This is a genomic window from Rhizobium sophoriradicis, assembly GCF_003939025.1.
GTDB classification, from domain to species: domain Bacteria; phylum Pseudomonadota; class Alphaproteobacteria; order Rhizobiales; family Rhizobiaceae; genus Rhizobium; species Rhizobium sophoriradicis.
In genome coordinates this window covers 48588-67786 of the sequence record NZ_RQIH01000021.1, presented here as the reverse complement: position 1 = coordinate 67786, position 19199 = coordinate 48588, and the positions used below count along the sequence as shown (strand labels likewise).

The following is a 19199-nucleotide window of genomic DNA, read 5'->3' as shown; positions in this document are numbered from 1 at the left end:
GCGGCTCGGTCCTGCGGCGGTGGTCGTCACCGCTACGAAACAAGCCGATGAGGTGTTCTGCAGGCTATGGAGGTCTCGTCGTCAGGATGGCGGCGAAGGCACTTTTGCGGGGTTGACAACGATTACCGTCGCGCTCGTCATCAGCACGATCAGGCCCAGCTCGGCGCCCGTCATTTCGAGATACGCGTGAATCTGGCCGCGGTAATGGTCCAATGTCTTTGGATCCGGGTTCACATCGCTCTTCCAATCGACCACTACAATTGGGCGGCCCTCGCGGTTGACTGTTAGAGCATCGGCGATGCCTGCCGTTGCGACTATTTCATCGTCCTCAGCCCGTAGAGCATAGACAGGAAACTCGGCGAGCAGGCTTGACCGCAGGGACGCGATTTCCGGCAGCGCAAGCGTCCGGCTGACGCAGCCTGCCAGTTCCTTCGGGGCGAGCCCGGCGGCCGGATCTGCGACAGGGATCTTGCCGAGCGCGCGGATCAGAGTCTCGGTGCGCGTGACAAGCGCGGTTTCGTCAGCGCTGGTTTCGCCGGTCAAAACCTCTTCCATCAGCTTGTGCAGGATGAGCCCGCGCTCGCGGCCACCCTGCACGGAGGCGAGAACCTCGATCTCTGTCGGTGGTTCATCGTCCGAACTGGCCCAGATGTCGGCTTCCTCCTCCAGCAACACAGTACCGGCCGCGTTCTCGTCGCGGCTTGGGGCAAGCCACGTCAAGCGCGTCTGCCGATCGGTGATCGCGCCTGCCTCGGTGGCGAAAGCCTCGCGCGTCTGGCCGTTGCTCACGCCGCCGTCAACTACCACGGCATCTGGCGGCAAGTGCGACGCGTCCAGCACGGCAAGCGATGCGATCGACAAGTCGACGAGACTGATCCACGCCGACTTCGAAGGACTCACGTCGATACGCGGAAGAACCAGTAACTCCCGGGCACGGGTCGCGGCGACATACCAGAGACGGACACGTTCGCGGTCGAGTTCGTCCTTTTCTGCCTGCCGCGCGGCGTCATAGCCTGACGGTTGGACCCCGAGAATTGGGCAGTAGAATGTATCGTTCTGCCGGTCGATTAACGCGCTGTCCGGCGCCATCACACCGGTCATAGTGTTGATTGGAATGACCACCGGCCATTCGAGACCCTTGGCAGCGTGCATGGTGAAGAGCGCCACGGCTTCTTCCTGAGCATCAGGCCGGCCCTCGACGGCGCGTGCCTCGTCGGTCCACGCTGCCGTCATCGCCTCGGAGAATGCCCGCAAGCCGCGGACCGCATAGTTCGTCGACAGACTGAGATAGAGATCGACATTGGCGAGTGCGCGCTCCGCCTGACCGCGGTGCCGTTCAAGGAGGATAGGACGCACCCGCAATACATCTATGGCCTGCGAGAGAAGCGCGTGTGGTGTTGTGCTGTTGCTGCGCCGATGAAGCGCCTGCAGCTTTTGAATAACATCGCGAGCTAGAAGATGACCGATAGCTGCCGGATCGACGCCAAGATCGAGACGGGGGATTCGTTCAGATTCGTCCTCCGAGCGCGGCAGCGTCCAGCTGATATCCAGCAGCTCTTCTTCGCTCAGCCCGACAAGTGGGCCGCGCAGTAGCGCACCCAGTGCCAGAGTGTCCCGGCGATCGGCCAGCACTCGGGTGATCGCAATCAGATCCTGAATCTCCTGCCGGCGGAAAAGGCCCTTGCCAGCCTGTGTCGCCACTGGAATGCCGCGCCGCTCCAATGCTTCTTCATAGCGCCACAGATCCGCGCCGGTCGGGGCAAGGAGAGCGATATCGCCAGGCTGACACAGCCGGTCCTCACCACTTTTTCGGTCGAGAATGTGATGACTGCCGATCAACCGGGCGCAGAGCTCGGCCACGGCGTCGGCTTCCGCGTCACGTTGCCGTTCGGCACTGGCCTTCCCGTCTGCGTCCGCGGCGGCAATGTCGAGGGCGGCGACGCAGAGGCTTTCGCCGCGATCATTGTGGAAAGGATCGAGCGCCGTGAAGCCGGGCTGGCCATCCGCTGACAGAATCGCCTCGAAGCGCTCGTTGACGAATGTCAGGATCGAGGCGCAAGAGCGGAAATTAGTCGAGATTGACACCAGGCTGTCCGCATCCTGTGTCGCGAAGGCCGCGCGCGCCTGAACATAGGCACCGACGTCCGCTCCGCGAAAGCGATAAATGGCCTGCTTCGGATCGCCGACAAGGAAGAGTGCGCCGGGTCGAATTCGGAAGCTGGTCCAATCCTGCTGGTCGTTCACGGGATCGCCGCACAAGCGCCAGAAGATTTCCGCTTGGAGGGGATCGGTATCCTGAAACTCGTCGACGAGGACGCGGGCGTAGCGCTGTCCAAGCGCCTGCCGTACCGCCTCGTGGTCGCGCAGCAGATCACGTGCAGCATATATGAGGTCGTCGAAATCGAGCTGGGCGCTGGCGCGCTTGTGCTCTCGATAGCGCACCAAGATTGGCCGTGCCTCATCGATCAGCGCCGCGAGCACCTGGCTGGACGCGGCCTGGAGAAGGGCGGTCCATGCTGCGCAGCAGGCATCATAGGAGCCCTCCGCAGCATCATTCAGCCGCTCGCCGTCGGCCTTGGAAAGTCCCGCCTGCTTTGCGGCCGCGGCCCATTTGCCCTTCTTGCGATAGGATAAAAAGCCGCCAGCCTTGGTGCACAAATCAGGATGGGGGCGTGAGACCAATAATCCGACGAGACCTGCAGGCGTTGATGCGTGCGCTGCAGTTGGCAGGCGCGTAGCCATTTCGGAAAAGCGAGCCGCGTAGACCTCGGTCTCCGGCTCAATGACGCCGGCGGCTCGCATGAAGGCAGAGAGGCTATCGGCTGCCTGGCGAAATGCCTGCAAATGCTCGGGCAGCGGTGTTACCGCTGGCGCGACGAGGCTCCTGCGCCGTCGTAGCGCTTCGGCGATCTTGTGCATGAGCGCAACCGTCTCGCCAGGACTGTGCAACACCATCTCGGCGAGGATCCCACCCTGATCGCCCGACAAGCGTTCTCGGAGCCAGTCATCGACAGTTTCTAGAAAGTTGAGGTCCGCCTGGTTGCGGTCCATGACGCTGGCGCCGGGATCGATATCCGCGTCGGCAGGGTAGGGCTTGATCAGACGCTGACAGAAGCCGTGGATGGTCGAGCAGGTGATCTCGTCGATGGCCGCGCTCGCGATGATGAGATTATCGCGTTGCGCTTGCGACAGACCGTTCGGCAGCCCGACGCGGAGTTCGGGCGCGATGCGACCTGCGGCGAGATCGGTGACGAAGTCGCGTACGCGGGAAAGAAGTTCACTCGCGGCGAGTTCCGTGAACGTGACTGCCGCAATAGCACGCGGTGCAACACCCTGCGCCAGCATGACGGCAATGCGCCCCGCCATGACGGCAGTCTTGCCCGAACCGGCGCCGGCCTCAACCAGGATCGAACGGTCGTGTCCGCTGATGGCATCGCGCCGGGCGCCATCATCCTTGAGAATCCTTGGCATGGTATTCATTATTCCGCCTCCCAGACCTGAGCGACTTCGCCAAGCCGCTCTGTCGCGGCGGATTGCTTGCGTTTGCAGTACGTGGCGCTAGCATTCGCCGGCAAGGCGAAAGCGAGATCGTCATAATCGCTGCCGGTATCAGGACCTGGCAGAGCGGCGCCACTCGCGAACGCACTTCGCGCCGCCCGCAGATGCTGGATGATTTCCGCTAGCGTCGCTTCTGGATCATCGAGCTGAAGGTCGATCGCTTCGCGCGGATAAAGCAGTGATGCGCTGATCGCGACATGGTCGCCCAAGAGCGCCTTCACGGCGAAAGCGTAGAGGCAGCGCTGGAGTTCGCGTCCTCCATTCAGCCGAATTTCGCCTTTGGGAGGCTTTCCGGTCTTGTAGTCGCGAACAAGCGCACGGCTACCGTCGCCGGCAACATCGAGCCGATCGATGTAACCGGCAATGCGAAACCCGGTGTCCGGAATTGTCACGGGCAAGCTCGCATCCCATGGAAGCTCTGCCGCCGATTTGGGTTCGGAGCCACCGAAGGGCACTTCGCCATAAGAGCGGCTGCCCGGCAGATGCGGGTCGCCATAGGCAAGCGCCTGACCAGCCAAAAGGCGCACGTCAGCGAGTGTTCGGCCCCATATGACATTGGGGGGAATGGGGCGTTCGCTTTCCCAATCGAGTGCTACCGCCTCCACGGCCTCGTTAACGGCTCCCTCGATGGCAGAGGCATCGGCGGAAGCCAGCCCTCCGGCTGTTTCGAGATTCCGCAAGGCGCGATCGAGTACGAGGTGAACGAGATCGCCCGCTGCAAGGGCGTCGAGCACGAGAGGCTCGGCGCTGCTCTGCGGTGACTTCCAGCCGAAAGCGTAGCGCCAGAGAAAGCCGAGCGCGCTGCGCAGCAAGGTTTTCAGCGAACTGGCCGACTGGGTCCGCTCAAGCACAGAAAGAACGAGCGGATGATCAGGTCGGATGAGGCCATCATGAGGGGTGATGCCGGTCGACTGCCAGTCTCGCCAGCAGTTGCGGGAGCCGATCGCCTGAGGATCAGCGGCAAACTCCTGCGGCCGAGCCATCAGTCGGTCGGTTTCGCTGAAGGCATGCTGAGGGATTGCATTGCGACGCACATATATTTCGTCGCCATGAAGGGTCGACAACGGGCTGCGACCCAGCAGACGCCCATCGCTGTCACGACGGGCGCGCGAGAGGACGACTTCACCTCTGGTGGTCGCGAGGATTGTTTCGAAATCCCTGCGATCGGCGAGGCTGACGGGAAGAGGGTCAAGCTCGGCAGTCGGGATAACATGATCTGGTATCAGCCTGTCTTCAGCAATCCCGCGCGGCCAACGAGACGAGTTGAGACCGATCAGCCGAACGAACTGTCGGGGCGATGCGGCAAGCGCGCTTGCCGGCATCCACGCGACCGACACGCAGGCCTCCAGCCCGTCATCTTGCTTCAATGTATCGAGGGTGACGTCGATGGACGCGGCGGGCCCGGCAAGCAGCGCCTTTCGCCAGATGGACAGCGCCCGGCCTGTGAGGAAGGCAGCGCCTATCTCCTGCGCGGCATCCGGTCCCTTTGCCAATATCTCGACCACCGCCCGCAAAGCCGGTACGTGGTCCGTGCGATCGGGCCAGTCGTCCGGCCTGAGGCGTGCAAGCAGACGGCTCCACGCGGCCGATGTCGACAAAGGCGCATCGCTCGGCAGGACTCGCAGCCACCCGTCCGGAAGCCCAGACAGAGGCGCCGATTCTCGACACAGCGATGCTAGGCGGCGCAGACGTGATTGCGTGAGGCCGCGCACGACGATGTCGGCAAGTGCCGCGGCCGCCTGTCCCTCGCGCGTCGCGACGGCGCGCACGCCGTGAACGAAATGCAGGTCGATATTGGCGTCGCCGCGCAACGCCAGGAAATGGTCGTCATAATCGGCCGGAGAAGCCGTCGCGATGGCGATTTCGGAGGGAGAGATGCCCGAGGCGAGCAACGCACGCGCCCAGCGCATCGCCTCGATGGCTTCGTGGTAGGCGGTGGCGGCACTGATGGAACGGACCGCCGGCTCTTCAGCCTCGCCCTGGACGACGGTGATGCCGCAACCGCCCAACCAGGCCGGGACTGAGCGGGGGCCGGCCGTCCATCGCACCGGGATCTGATCGGCAAGCTGCTTGACCAGCGGACGCCAGCACGGAGACAGTTCCGTCAGCCCAACGATTTCAATGTCGCCGAAAATCGCCGGTGCGTGAGCAATACGGCTGCTTGCAATGGCTACAATATCGACTGGGCGCATCATCCCTTCCGGGAGTTGCGCAAGGACTGCAGCCTCCAGCCCAGCAATGGCGTCGAGGCGCGGATGTTCACCTGCCCGAACTGCGAGTTCGATGCCTGCGCGCCATGCCTTGTGAAGTGTGTCCGCGGCTGCGCCAATCATGCCCGGCAGCATCTTGATGCTTTCGAGTTCGCCCATGGGGGTATCTGGCAAAACCGTTTGAATTGCCGCGCGCAGACTTTCCTCGTCGATCGGGCGGGCGAAACCGCCAGCAAGCCGCACAGCCGCCTGCTCAAAAGACATGATCTGGAGGCCGTGGCGACCGTCGCGCGCTGCCGCAAGCCGGGCTTCCCGCATAGCGAGGCGGCCATGGACGACAAGTGTGGACCGACTTGCGGTTGTCATGGGTGTTTCCTTTCCTGGCCGAACCCCGTTGTGGTTTGTTCCCGGTCGGCTTCGCAGTGCTGTCGGACCGCGCGAACCTTCCGCCTTTTCGGGCCCGCACGGTCTTTCTTACGAGGTACAAGCAACGGTTTGAAAGTACACTTCGGCGCGATATGCTTGCGCCGCAATGTAACTCACAGGTTTATTGCTTAGGTGCCGATATCCACGCCCAGATCCGTTGCCAGATACTGCGTTGGGGCGATGCCGGAGCGGGATGGGCAGAAGGTTCGACCTTTGAAGGCTGGCCGTAGAAGCGGGCCTTGGCGGCGCTATCGCGACGACGCTCGGCCTCGATCTGCTCGTCACTCCACGGGCCTGCTTCGATCACCTTGCTTCGGTCGATCACATAGTGTGACCGGCACTTCAGCGTCCAATTGCCAATCGACGGACGAAGCGAGATGGTTTCGCCGTCGAACGTCATCTTCCAGTCCGTCGGCGTGAAGGGGACGATCACCTCCTCGCCGCAGCCACAGCAACAACTGTGGGCCGACGTCGCATAGTCCATTGACACGTAAAGGACACCTGCCTCAAGGCGCTCGGGGATATGCTCGACAAAACGATGCGCAAGTCTTTGGTGCCTTATCATGCGAGGTCTCCGTTGATCAGCATGTTGCCGTCGGTCGTGTAGGTGCAGTGATGCTCCTGCTCGAGATCGCGATAGAAGCCGCGGATCTTCTTCCACTTCACCACCGCGAGAACGGCATTGAGTGCGTTGAAGTCTGCCACCTGGATGTTGGAGGCGTAGATGTCCTTGGCGCCGCCGCCCACAAAGGAAATGCGCTGCGGCACGTGATCCCGCTTCTCGGGCGTGCTGGCGGTCACCCGCAGTATGCCGCCCAGCGACCCTTCTTCGAGCTCAAGCCCCATGCCGACATCGACAAACCCGGCTCCGATTGTATGGAGTTTCTCCACGATCGACCGCTTCGCCTCACCCGCATCAAGGGACAGGAACGCAAAGGTCACGCCGTCGAGAAGGTGAAGGTTGTCAGCGTTCAGAGCGACATCGTTCGCCACGATGTTGCGGTGCATGCGGCTATAAATGCGCTTCAGATATTCAACCTTCTTGGGCGCTTCTCGGAGCTCGTCCAGGCTCGGAGCGCCTGGCGCGCGGAACGCGTTGTGGGTCAGAAACTCATCGCTGTCGAATATCCGGATTTCGCAAACCGGTGTTTTCGCGACGAGGTCGAGAATGTAGCCGCCAGTGCCGCCGAGCCCGATAATTGCGATGCGCTCGTCGACGAGCCGTCCGGTCAGCGCGCCGATACCAACGCGGTCGGAGGCAGTCTCGACATAGTTGAAGACGCTCTCTTCCTCCTGTTCGGGCTCGCGAAAGGTACGTGCGGTCGAACCGGGTTTCAGCACTGCCGCAGGGCCCGCGATGATGTTCGCGTAGCTCGTCATCTTGTGGTGGTAGTCCGCGTAGCCGCCTTCCGGCTTGCTCGAGAAGCTGTGCGTCGCCTTCAAGCCGTGGCCGAGGTTGAAGGCGCCGCTCGCGTGCGAAATCCCTTGAATTCGAACGCCATTGGCATGGCATGGAAAATCACCGTCCCAGTGGACGACATGCGTATCGGGCGTACGCGTCTGATCGCCCGCGAGCGTGAGGCTGGAGATCAACGTGCCGATGCGCAGCTGTCGGCGCTCGTCGATATAAGGGATCTCGCGCATGACGAGATAGCCGCCCTGCTGCTGGACGAAGTAGCCTTCGTCCAGCAGGCGCTTGAGGTCCGGATTACGATTGAACAGTGCGCGTGACATTAAACACCGTGCCCTTCTTCTTGACATCGACAGAGCCGCCGGCCCCGAGTTCTCCGGCATGAGGCGCTGACGCCGCGTGCCGATAAGTCATCGAGAAAACGACATTCGGCTCATGCTGGCCCGGAAAGGCGAGCTGCACGACCTGCTCGAACGTGACCGTTTGTGCGTCTACCGTGCGAAGGCGCGAATTGACGATGATTTCAAAGGTCGCCGGCGGCTTGCGCGCGGTGATGAAACGCTCGATGCCGGCGCCGGTCAGATCGATCAGCTCGTCGTGTTCGATCAGGCGATCTTCACCGCCCGGAACCTCGAGGAATACCGCCTCGCTGTCTCCCGGCTTGGCCAGGCCATAAAGGACAGCACCGCTAATGACGGGCTTGCCCCAGCGCAGTTCGTCATCGTTCAGCGTCAGCTTGAATTCGCGATCCGACTGGAAAGCAATGAAACGCTCGGCCCCACGCTCGCGCAGGTCGAAGGGTTTGTTCAAGCGCACATCCTCGAATTCGCCCGATTGCAAGATCGCAAAGAGGCTATAGCCGTGCCGAGGATCGAGAGATGCGGCCTCCAGCACCTGGCGGCCGAGCGGCACGGGATCGCTCACCTGACGCTGCTGAAAATTGAGATCGCCGTCAGCGAGCAGAAAGCGATATCCCCGCGCCGGGCGAAGCGCCCGACCTTCGCGCAGGGCGTCTCCGACATCGTCATAATCAAGAAGTTCTTTTGTAGTCATGTATTGGGTCCTTATGTTTTCGCCGTGGCGGCGCCGCGGCTCTAAGGATCCAATCGGAGCGACATTGGCCGACCGGTAAGGTCAGGCAAACTTTTTTTTAAGCGGTCCTCCCGGGGTCGAACCACAGATGAAGAAAGCGGGACAGTTCGGGCATGTGAATGATGAAACCGCAGCAGGGAACCGCCCCGCGCGAATTTCGCCGAGAAACTTTGCAAGCTTGTCTCTACGCCCCGATAATTCACGATCGGACAGCGACAGCAGATGCGCCTCGCCGTCCGAAAGGTGGACCAGCTCTGCGACGGCGCCCGGGAAGGCCTGCTTGACGGCGAGGATTAGCGTCGCGGCGGCGACATCCTTGCCCTCGGTGGATCGCATGTGACCTGTACCAATGCGGCGCACGGCGCGGACGCCACCGGGTCGCACCAGCACCTCGTCCGGCTGGACAAGAATTTCCTCGCCACCAACTATGAGACTGACGGCGGTGGGCTCCTCGGAGACCGCTCCCGCGCGGCTGGACAGAAAGAAGCGCAGCATCGCCAAGGCGAGATCGAGGAATTCGGCGCGATAGCCATGATCGGAAAGCCCTTGGCTGACGAACGCTGCTTCCGCGCGATCTTGCAGCTCACGCTCCGAAAGAGACACATCGGACGCGACCACCGCCCCGACCACCGAGCGGACTGCCTCATGCAACTGCATGAATGCGGTCGTCGTTCGACGTCCACCGACCTGAAGGACATGCGTGTAGAAGAAGCGCCGGGGACATGACTCATAAAGAGCGATTTGCGGTCCGCTAAATCGAAGCCGTCCGTCGATGATCAATTCAACACCCTGCGCGTCTGCGGCCGGGGGAAGGGCGCGCGCCGGCACGATCGGGCGGCGCATCAACGTGGTCCCGAGGCGGTCGAGGAACGGTGAGAGCGGCCGATTGTGCCCATTGCTCTTCTCTGTCGGTGCATAAAGGAACAGGCGGTCGCGAGCGCGTGACAACGCAACATAGAGAAGGCATTCCTGCTCCTCGGCCTGGCCCGCCCGGAATGCATCAAGGGCGCTGCCTTCCGCACCAGCGATCATGCCCGTCGGCGCCGGGCACGGCGGAGCCTGCGGCGTGCGTGGGATTGTATCGCTGTTAAGTCCAAGGATATGCACGGCTTCAAATTCCAGGCCCTTGGCACCATGGATCGTCATCAGCCGCACCCCGTCGAGATGCTGTGCTGCTGCAGGCAACTGGCGCAGATCGCGGTCGTCGCCCAGGCGCACAAGTCTGCGCACGCGGTCGAGCAGGCGCGTGACCGGCAGCCCGCGCCCCGCCGGTTGTATGCGCACAAAGTTGAGGAACTGCCAGATCGCCACACCGCGTGTGCGATCACCAAGGTCCGAAGATGCTCCGAGACGTGCCGCAATCTGCGTGCGATCAAGAAGCAGCGTCGCGAGTATTGTCCACGGCGAGGCGACGTCGCCGAATCCATCCAGGGCAGTTGCCAGATTCCCGAGCGCCCGACGTCCTGCCTCACTCAGGTCCGGGATGGAGTCGATATTTTGCAGCCAGCTTGCCGGAGCGGGATCTGTGGCTCTCAAATACGCAAATACTGCCGCGACGTCCGCGAAAGACATCGCGAAATCCGGCCAGCACGCGATGCGAACGAGGCCCATGGCGCGCCGGTCGATGAGGATCGAGAGGAGCGCCAGCAGGTCCTTGACCTCACCTCGCTCGAACAGACTGCCCAGGAACAGGACCGGCACACCGAGCCGCTCAAGATCTTGCCCTATCCTGGACAGCTTTTCATTGCCGGTGCACAAAACCGCCTGATCGCGATAGGCATGCCCCTCGCGCCGCAGTTCCTCGATCGCGTCTGCCAGGCCGACCTGCTGTTCTTCGGCTCGCCGCACCGTGCGCAATTCCGGTTGATAGCCATTGGCGTCCCGCTCTGCCTCAAGGCCGCTATCAGCATCGCCAGCTAGCATCTCGATCGCGAAATTGGAAAAGCTGGTGGTGATCTCCGGCACGGAGCGATAGTTGCGCTTCAATCGACCGCGTTTGCCGCCGGCGAAGTCTTGCCTGCCGAAGCGTGTCATGTTGAACGATGACGCTCCCCGGAACCGATAGATCGACTGCTTGGCGTCACCAACCACCCAGAGATTATCGCCGTCGGGGCGTATTGCGCTCAGCAATCTCACGCTGCTGCGGTTGACGTCCTGATATTCGTCGACCAGGATGTGATCGTACTGCGCCTGGAGTGCCGCGCGGATAGCCGCATCCTTCTCGAGCAGCTGCACCGGCAACGCTACAAGGTCGCCAAAGTCGACACAGTTGGCATTGCGCTTTAGCTGCTCATACGCGGCGTAGAGGCGCGCAACCTCGACCGCACGCTCTGCTGCTTCGCGCGCCTCCGGATCACTCGCCTTTGACAGCATCGCGTCGGCGAGCACTGCATAGGTGTCGGCATCGACCACCTCATCCTTCGCTCTCGACACGGCAACCAGCATATCGGCGATGATCTGGGTGGGATCATAAAGATTGCGATAGTGAGATAGCCTCAGACGCGGAAACTCCTCCTCAAGGAGCTCGACCGCCTCGGTCCGATCCATCATCCGCGGGTCTTTCGGCAAGCCGAGTTCCGCATAGAACCGGCGAATGATATCCAGGCCAAAGGCGTGAAACGTGCCAATCCACATTGCGGCAGCCGCCTCGGGCCTCTTGCGAGCGATCCTTTCGGCCATTTCGCCCGCCGCCTTGTTCGAGAAGGTCAGAAGCAGGATACGCCTCGGATCGACGCCATCTTCCAGAAGGCGTTCGACGCGTGCAACCAACGTTTGGGTCTTGCCGGTGCCTGGACCGGCTTCGAGCAGGTAGGCTTCCCCGCGATGTGCCGCCGCCGCCGCTTGCAAAGGATTCGACGGCCGTTCCACATGCGCCGCCTCGGTCGTCGGCGGCACCGACGGCAGGAGCAAGGCATCGAACAGCTGTTGCGCGACAACCTCGAAAGGCGCGCCGAGCTTTGTGGCGATCTCGGAAGCGGAAAACCCCTCGTCGATATGAAGTGCCCGCGCGACGTTGCGCGGGAGCAGCAGCTCGCGCGCGAATAGGTCCATTTGAACTTCGCGCCGCTGCCTGCGCCCATAGTCGACAACCCGATCAATGCCGACCGGCGACGGCTCGGCCGCGCGCGCGGGATAGATTGTCGGCGCAGGAGCATCATCGGGATCGTCGCCAAGCTCGACATGTCCAATCTCGTGCGCAACAAGAAAGGCTCTTTCAAACAAGGAACCGACATTCTCATGAATGATCAGGTCGTCGGCGGCTATGAAGGTCGCGCGACCGCCGTTGAGCACAGCCGCACCCGCCGCTGTCGGCTCAACGTCGAGGCCCCGTCGCTTGGCCTCGGCGACAACAAAATCATATGGCGACCAGGGATCGGCGCCGGATTCGACCAGATGAGCGTGAAGCTCGGCGGCGACTTGCCTGGCAAGCTCCACGCTTTCCATATCACTCGGCCTCTGTCAAAAGCTCAGCGCGCTTCTCATCGGAAACGCCGGCGTCGAAGAGAACTCTCTCGAAGGTGACCTGCTCGTCCGCGTTTGGCTTACCATCTGCCTTGTAGCTGCGAGCTGCGGTCAATGGCGCTGTTCCCCAAGACATCTGTAGCTGTGTGAGCGAGCAGCGCATTGCTTCTGCCAGCTTATCAAGAAATCCCAGCGGGATACTCAGCAGCGACACGCGCCGTTCACGCAGCGCGGTGATGACCTGGCGCGGGACATCCAGTTGGCGAGCAACAGCGCGCCAATCGTCGGCTGTCAGAGCCGCAAAAGGATCTGACCCAGCCGCTGGCAAAGACTTCGCATGTTGCGACCAGGCGGCGTCGATCAGCGCCTGATCCGCGGCGGAGAGCGGTGCGTCATCTTCCGAAGTTTCACGGCTCAGCTCGCGCGATAGGTCAACGAGTTCCGCGGCGTATTCCGGGTAAAGCCGCAGGTAGCGCTCGAGGGTCGAGCGATCTGGCTCGCTTTCGACCGCGAATGCATCAAGAACGGCTTCACGGGAGGGGCGTTCGCCAGCCGGGCTCATTGCTGTTCCCCGTCAGCCAGAGCCAACCGCAATGCTGCAATCGCTTTATCGCGATAAGTCCGGATCGTCTTTTCGGAGCGGCCCAGTGCCTTCGAGATGGTCATGACGTCTGGCTCCTTTGAATCTATGGGAAAGCCCTCTTTGAGCATGTATATGATCCTGCTTTGTTCTGGCGGTAGAGCTTCAATCGCCGCATCCAGACGCGACCGGTAAACCGGATCGTCGAAATCCGGTGCGGCAAAAGGATCATGAGCGCCGGCCGCTCTCTCCACCTCCGCGGTCAGTTCACCGCTCTCCTCGTCATATTCGAGAGTTTGAGATCTGTTCTCGTCCCGCCAAGCCTGTTCCTGGGCATCGCGTCTGAGGCTCGCAACTGCGCCATCGAACCGCACTTCGAAATAGTCGAGTTTGCCGACATATGAAGCTCGGTCCGCGGATAGCATTCCGACGAACCGGCTGAAGACTTTGTCACGGATCACGCTGCGCGTGAGCGATTCAGTCTTGCCGTCGGAGCTTTCTGATTTGGGCACACTGCGCAGCACCCGCTCCATGAGAATACGATAGAGGCGCTCGAACCATGCCTCGCTATTGTCGTGACGGCTCGCGCGAATGAAATACACGAGGCATTCGCTCGGTACGTAGCCCGGGTCGGAACGCTTCGTGATCGCAGCTCGGCCGATCAGCTCGTCGCGTGGCAGGACCATCAATTCGCCGATCAAGGTCTCTATCTTCGGGTCCCTTTTGTAAAGTTCGCCGTTGAGGCTTCGTTTGCGTAGCGGGACCACGACTGCCTCCGCAGCCCCGCATGATACTGCCTCGTGCACCATTTCGGGAGCTCCCTCCAGCTTGTTCATCGTGCCGCCCCGCACTCTCTCGTTCCGGCGCGCGCGTGCGCGGGGGCATCATCGAGCATTGCCTCGCCATCAGGAGGACTGTGAAAGATCATGCCATGCGCCGTTTTATTCTCCACCGCATCACTCTGGTTCTAGCCGCCAATCACATCTACGAGTGCCGCAGATTGCCCGGGCTTACCATGAAGCCAAACCTCGACACGTGGCCTCACTTCCAACCGGTCAGCAATTTCACGTACGAGTCGCTCAGGATATGAGCCATAGAACAAATACAACCCGCGTTCATAGCCAACTTCCGTCTGGAAAACTGAGAGCGTGACTAGATCCTTTGCGATCCCGCGCGGATTTTTTACCGCATTGTCGCCCGGCTTAACTTCAATCACAGCATGGTTTCGCCCCATATATCCCGGGACGTGCACGAGCAGGTCAGGAATCGACATGTCTGCCCCAAGTCGATGAAGTATAGGGTGGCCGCGCTTGTCTACTTCGCCATTAAGCACGAAATCGGTTTGGTCCTGCGTCGGCCACTGTATTCTGAGTTGGTGGTAAAGTTCGTAGCAGTAAACTCGTTCTCGGTAGACTGGCCCCCCGCCGTCAATTGGCAAATTGAAGAAGTGCGCTTCGATTCGTCCAGTGGATGTGGCAATGATTTCGTTGAGTTGCTGCATGTGGTTCCACCAGAGGCCGGCGTCGATTCTCGGAGTTTACGGGATAGGTGATAATTAAGGACAGTCCGTTGCAACTTTAATAACGTAAAAATCAAGCTACCGTAGGGTAAATGATTTCCAGGGTTCTTCGCAGCAACGCGATCAGCGATTTCCCAGTGTGCGCAAGTTAGTCTTCCGCATTGGAACTCCTCCCTTGTTCGCTGAGGCAGATCAAGTGCTTGCCGCATAGAACCGTCCTCATCTTCACCATGTCAACGGAGCGTACTTTGTAACTGCAGCTCGGAAATTGGCTACGCCCGAGAAACCAACTGCTGCTACGACCTCGCCGCTCTACCATCTGACCTACGAGACAGGCCGGGCATTGATGCCGGCTTAGACGGATTAAGCGTCAGCATCCACTTCCCTGAAGGAAGAAGCGGGCGAGGAAACCAGGGCGATATGTGCGGGGACGGCAAGACACCAGACCACACCTACCATATGCGCTTGTGGCCGCCACCATCGAATGGCAAAAAGCACGACGATACTGCCGCACACGCACTTCGGCGCTCCATCGGAAAGCCTTGAGTGACGTCAGAATCGGCCTGTACCCCTGATAAGCGGGGGATAGCACCGGATATTGGATCAATAGTGCGCGCGCGAATCCTTCACTTGGGCTATCGGTTCTCGAGTAGACGATTGATTGGGCAGAAGAGTTAATGATCGAAAGTATCTTTCAGGGTAGTCTTTTTACCAGCGATTTTCTGACGCAATCGATTGCAGATAACGCGGATTGGAAAAGTCTAAATGACCACGATGTCGATGCGTTGACGGCAGACCTAGCTGCCGTCTTCTCGTCCTTTCCAATTTTGCAGACGCCTAACGAAACCCGAACTGAAGACGATTTGATCTGGCCAATTCTCCGGCGGTTGGGCTGGGGTCAAGCCATGCGCCAGCAAAACCTGACCGTCAAAGGGAGGGATGATGTGCCGGATGGCCTGCTGTTTGCTGACGCTTCAACCAAGACGCAGGCAGATCGATTTCCCGAAGAGTGGAGGCGTTATCAGTTTGGCCTCGCAATAGTTGAATCAAAGCGCTGGCGCCGGCCGCTTGATCGCCAATCGGGCAGGCGGGGTGAGGAGCTTGCGCCATCAACACAGATGCTCCGCTATCTGCGGCGTGTCGACGATTTGACGGCCGGCAACCTGCGTTGGGGCATTCTCACAAACGGCGGCAGGTGGCGACTTTATTATTCCGGCGCTCGGTCGGTCTCCGAGCAGTTCTTCGAAGTTGACCTTGCTGCTGTTCTCGGAATCCCTGGGGCCAGTGACGGCCTGGTCGCGCTTGATGACGAACTGCGCCGGCATGCCCTTCGAGTTTTCGCTTTGGTGTTTCGAAGGGAGGCGTTTCTGCCTTCCGCGACCGATCCGAGGACCTTCCATTTACGCGCCCTTGAAGAAGGCAAATTCTACGAGCAGCGCGTCGCTGCCGACCTGTCGAACCTGGTGTTCGACCATATCTATCCATTGCTAGCGCGTTCGATAGCCAGCAGCGCAGTGGATGCCCCGCTGCAGGATGTACGAGAAGCAGCACTGATCCTTCTCTATCGGCTGCTATTTATCCTCTATGCCGAGGACCGCGGCCTGCTTCCTGTGAACGACCGTCGATACGACGACTATGGTTTGCGCGATCGTGTTCGACTGGATGTCGGCGACCGCAAGGACAGGGGCGACACCTTCTCGACGACCGCAGCACGCTACTGGTCTGTTCTCGATGATTTGTGCCGCGCCATTGACGAAGGTGACTCGTCAATCGGGCTGCCGCCGTATAATGGAGGTCTGTTCGATTCCGAACGTACTCCGCTGCTGCGCCGGGTGCGCCTTTCCGACTCCATAATGGCGGAGGTGATCGACAAGCTCTCTTTTGAAAGAGCTGACGGCGGGCGCAAATACATCAACTATCGCGACTTGACTGTGCAACAGCTAGGCTCGATTTACGAGCGGCTACTAGAGCATGAGGTCGTAAGGGACGGAGAAGTCGTCGATATCCGCCCCAATATATTCGCGCGCAAAAGCTCAGGCAGCTACTACACGCCAGATGATCTAGTAGCTCTCATCATCCGCGAGACGCTAGAGCCGTTGATCGATGCGCGTCTCGCCACGTTTCAGGAAAAGGCCGAAGAGTTGGCAGCCTCGGACCAGGACGAAGGACGCAAGCTGGGCATCCTGAGACGGTTCGACCCGGCTGAGAAATTGCTCGATCTCAAAATCTGCGATCCGGCCATGGGCTCAGGACACTTTCTTGTCAGCCTTGTCGACTACATGGCCGACCAGGTCATCACCGCTATCGCCGAAACCGAAACCATGGTCGAGTGGGCAGACTATATCTCACCCCTTGCCGACCGGATCGAAGGCATCCGCAGCACTATTCTCGGCAACGCCGAAGAGCGTAGATGGACCGTTGATCCCGAACAGCTCGATGACCGTCACATCATCCGGCGCATGGTCCTCAAGCGCTGTGTCTACGGTGTCGACAAGAATCAGATGGCCGTGGAGCTTGCAAAGGTCGCGCTTTGGCTGCACAGCTTCACCGTCGGTGCGCCGCTGTCGTTTCTCGACCACCATCTCCGCTGCGGCGACAGCCTTTTTGGTTCGTGGGTGAAAACTGGCATCGAAAAGGCCACGGCCTATGGCAGCCCGCTGCTGCTTCATGAACCGGTTAAGACGGCGCTTGGGTCCGCGGCCTCGATGCAGACCATCGAGGGCCTACCGGATGCGGAGATCGCAGAAGCGCACCGCTCGCAGGAAATCTTCGAAGGCGTTCAGGTGATGACGGCGCCGCTTAACGCGTTCCTTTCTTTGCTTCATGCGATTGAATGGCAGGACCTGAAAGGGAAGGACAACGCGAAGGCAATCCAGGGCTTTTTCGACGGCTCCTTTGGAGACCCTTTTGAGATTGCACTTGGCAAGCGCGAGCCGCAAGTCCGCGATGATCACGGCCGACGCTTTGTCGAGATACTCGCCGTTGCTCGCGAGCTGATGGCGGAAGAGCGCTTCCTGAACTGGCAGGTCGCATTTCCGGGCGTCTGGAGCGATTGGGAGGGCGAGGGCCTCACCGGCGGCTTCGATGCGATCATTGGCAATCCGCCGTGGGATAGGATGAAACTTCAGCAGGTCGAATGGTTTGCTGCGCGTCGACGCGAAATTGCTCTTGCGCAGCGCGCCGCTGACCGCAAGAGGATGATTGACGACCTGGAAGCCGTAGGTGATCCCTTAGCTAATGATTTCAGGAAGGCGAGCGAGCGCGCCGAAGCGGCGACCCACATGGCTCGATCTGGCGGTGACTACCCGCTGCTGTCCGGGGGCGATATCAACATCTATTCGCTTTTTGTTGAGCGGGCGATGGCTCTGGCCAAGCGCAACGGGATGATAGGGCTGTTAACGCCATCCGGGATTGCATCCGACAAAACTGCATCCTTGTTTTTTAAAGGTGTAGCAACACAGGGAAGGCTCAAGGCGCTCTACGATTTTGAGAACGGTCGCCAGGGGTTCAACAGCGCGCCCTTCTTTCCCGACGTTCATCGCAGTTTTAAATTCTGTGCCATCGTGGCAAGCCCGTCGCCGACGAAGTCTCCCGCAACCTGCGCATTCTTTCTACACGATGTGGCGCAGCTCTCTGATCCCGATCGGCGCTTTCCGATGACGGCTGACGATTTCTCCCGCGTGAATCCGAATACAGGCACGGCACCGATTTTCCGCTCGCGCAGGGATGCAGAGTTAGCGAGTGCGATTTACGCACACCTTCCAATTCTGATCGACAACTCGGGCGACGAACCGGTGAGAGCTTGGCCGGTCAAGTATGCAACCATGTTCCACATGACGAATGACTCCAAGCTGTTCCGAACATTTTCGGAGCTCGAAGAGCGGGAGCGTGCATATCCGGTTGGTGGCAACCACTATCGCAGCAGCTCCGGCCCATGGCTGCCCCTCTATGTTGGCCGCATGATCCATCAGTTCGATCACCGCGCGGCTTCTGTCGAAGTGAACGAGGAGAACCTCCATAATGCGGCCCTAAGCGGTGATATCACGCCTGAGCAGAAAGCAGACCCTGATTTCGTGCCGACGCCGCATTTCTGGGTTCCCGGAAGCGAGGTCGAATTTCCTGCCCAGCTCGATTGGCTGATAGGTTTCCGCGACATCGCCCGTGCGACGGACGTCAGAACGATTATCAGCGCGATTGTCCCAAAGGCGGGATTTGGCAACAAGCTACCTTTGCTAATGCCGACGAACGTGGAGGAGTATCGGCGCAATGGCTGCTTGTACGTGGCAAATCTGAATGCCCTCGTTTTCGATTTTGTCGCCAGAACAAAAGTGCACAGCACTACCCTTAACTGGTACATTGCGGAGCAACTCCCCGTTGTCCGTTCGCAGCGCTTTGATGATATTCGCTTTGGCTCAAGGACGGCCGGCGAAATTGTTCGCGAAGCGGTGCTGGAATTGACGTACACTGCGAACGACATTGCGCCCTTCGCGCGTGACCTGGGGTACGTCGATGCTGCCGGTGGGATCCGGCCGCCATTCGTGTGGAATGAAGAGCGAAGGCTGAAACTGCGGGCTAAACTGGACGCCGTCTTCTTCCACCTCTATGGAATCACCGACCGTGACGATGTTCGCTACATTTACTCCACGTTCCCGATCGTTGAGCGGCTGGAGAAGGCAACTTATGGCGGGCGTTACCGTTCCTGTGAACTGTGCCTTGCCTATATAAACGCCCTCTCCGCCGGTGACCCAGATGCGGACATTGCTCTATGAGTAAGCAAAAATCCCCTCCGACCCTGAAAGTGTCGAAGTAATCAAGCGTAAGGCTCGCTTCGCCGGTAGCGTTCGGATGTGCCGTTCGACCAATCGCAGGAATCGTTGGTTGTGAGCCCCCGCAACCAACATAAGACGAAAAAACCTTGGTGGCACAATGGGTTACCGGGTT

General features: G+C 60.2%; 10 protein-coding genes. 1 reads left to right on the top strand and 9 read right to left on the bottom strand.

Annotation, left to right across the window (positions count from 1 at the left end; genetic code table 11):
- Window positions 1-81 precede the first annotated feature (81 nt).
- From EFR00_RS28515 to EFR00_RS28475, 9 genes are all read right to left on the bottom strand, one after another.
- On the bottom strand, window positions 82-3480 hold the full coding sequence (locus EFR00_RS28515; RefSeq protein WP_077994953.1) for a UvrD-helicase domain-containing protein: 3399 nt from the start codon (window positions 3478-3480) through the stop codon (window positions 82-84).
- Window positions 3480-6134 (bottom strand): PD-(D/E)XK nuclease family protein, encoded by a 2655-nt coding sequence (locus tag EFR00_RS28510; protein ID WP_077994954.1) that lies wholly within the window; start codon window positions 6132-6134, stop codon window positions 3480-3482. The genes EFR00_RS28515 and EFR00_RS28510 overlap by 1 nt, the downstream gene beginning before the upstream one ends.
- A gap of 181 nt (window positions 6135-6315) precedes the next feature.
- Entirely contained in the window at window positions 6316-6759 is a 444-nt protein-coding gene (locus EFR00_RS28505) for a ubiquitination-like system serine protease family protein (RefSeq protein ID WP_077994955.1), read from the bottom strand.
- On the bottom strand, window positions 6756-7928 hold the full coding sequence (locus tag EFR00_RS28500; RefSeq protein ID WP_077994956.1) for a ThiF family adenylyltransferase: 1173 nt from the start codon (window positions 7926-7928) through the stop codon (window positions 6756-6758). The genes EFR00_RS28505 and EFR00_RS28500 overlap by 4 nt, the downstream gene beginning before the upstream one ends.
- Window positions 7903-8658 carry a multiubiquitin domain-containing protein gene (locus tag EFR00_RS28495; protein WP_077994957.1) on the bottom strand — a complete coding sequence of 252 codons (756 nt, stop codon included), beginning with the start codon at window positions 8656-8658 and terminating at the stop codon, window positions 7903-7905. The genes EFR00_RS28500 and EFR00_RS28495 overlap by 26 nt, the downstream gene beginning before the upstream one ends.
- A gap of 81 nt (window positions 8659-8739) precedes the next feature.
- The gene (locus tag EFR00_RS28490; RefSeq protein WP_077994958.1) at window positions 8740-12141 is read right to left on the bottom strand and encodes a UvrD-helicase domain-containing protein; all 3402 of its coding nucleotides are present in this window, start codon (window positions 12139-12141) and stop codon (window positions 8740-8742) included.
- Between the two features lies 1 nt (window position 12142).
- Window positions 12143-12721: a hypothetical protein gene (locus EFR00_RS28485; RefSeq protein ID WP_077994959.1), complete on the bottom strand. Its 579-nt coding sequence runs from the start codon at window positions 12719-12721 to the stop codon at window positions 12143-12145.
- Window positions 12718-13575, bottom strand: coding sequence for a response regulator transcription factor (locus EFR00_RS28480; RefSeq protein ID WP_077994960.1), 858 nt, complete (start codon window positions 13573-13575; stop codon window positions 12718-12720). Before EFR00_RS28480 ends, EFR00_RS28485 begins: the two co-directional genes overlap by 4 nt.
- A gap of 131 nt (window positions 13576-13706) precedes the next feature.
- Window positions 13707-14240, bottom strand: coding sequence for a hypothetical protein (locus tag EFR00_RS28475; protein WP_077994961.1), 534 nt, complete (start codon window positions 14238-14240; stop codon window positions 13707-13709).
- Between the two features lie 695 nt (window positions 14241-14935).
- Here EFR00_RS28475 and EFR00_RS28465 point away from each other — a divergent pair.
- Entirely contained in the window at window positions 14936-19027 is a 4092-nt protein-coding gene (locus tag EFR00_RS28465; protein ID WP_077994962.1) for an Eco57I restriction-modification methylase domain-containing protein, read from the top strand.
- Window positions 19028-19199 lie beyond the last annotated feature (172 nt).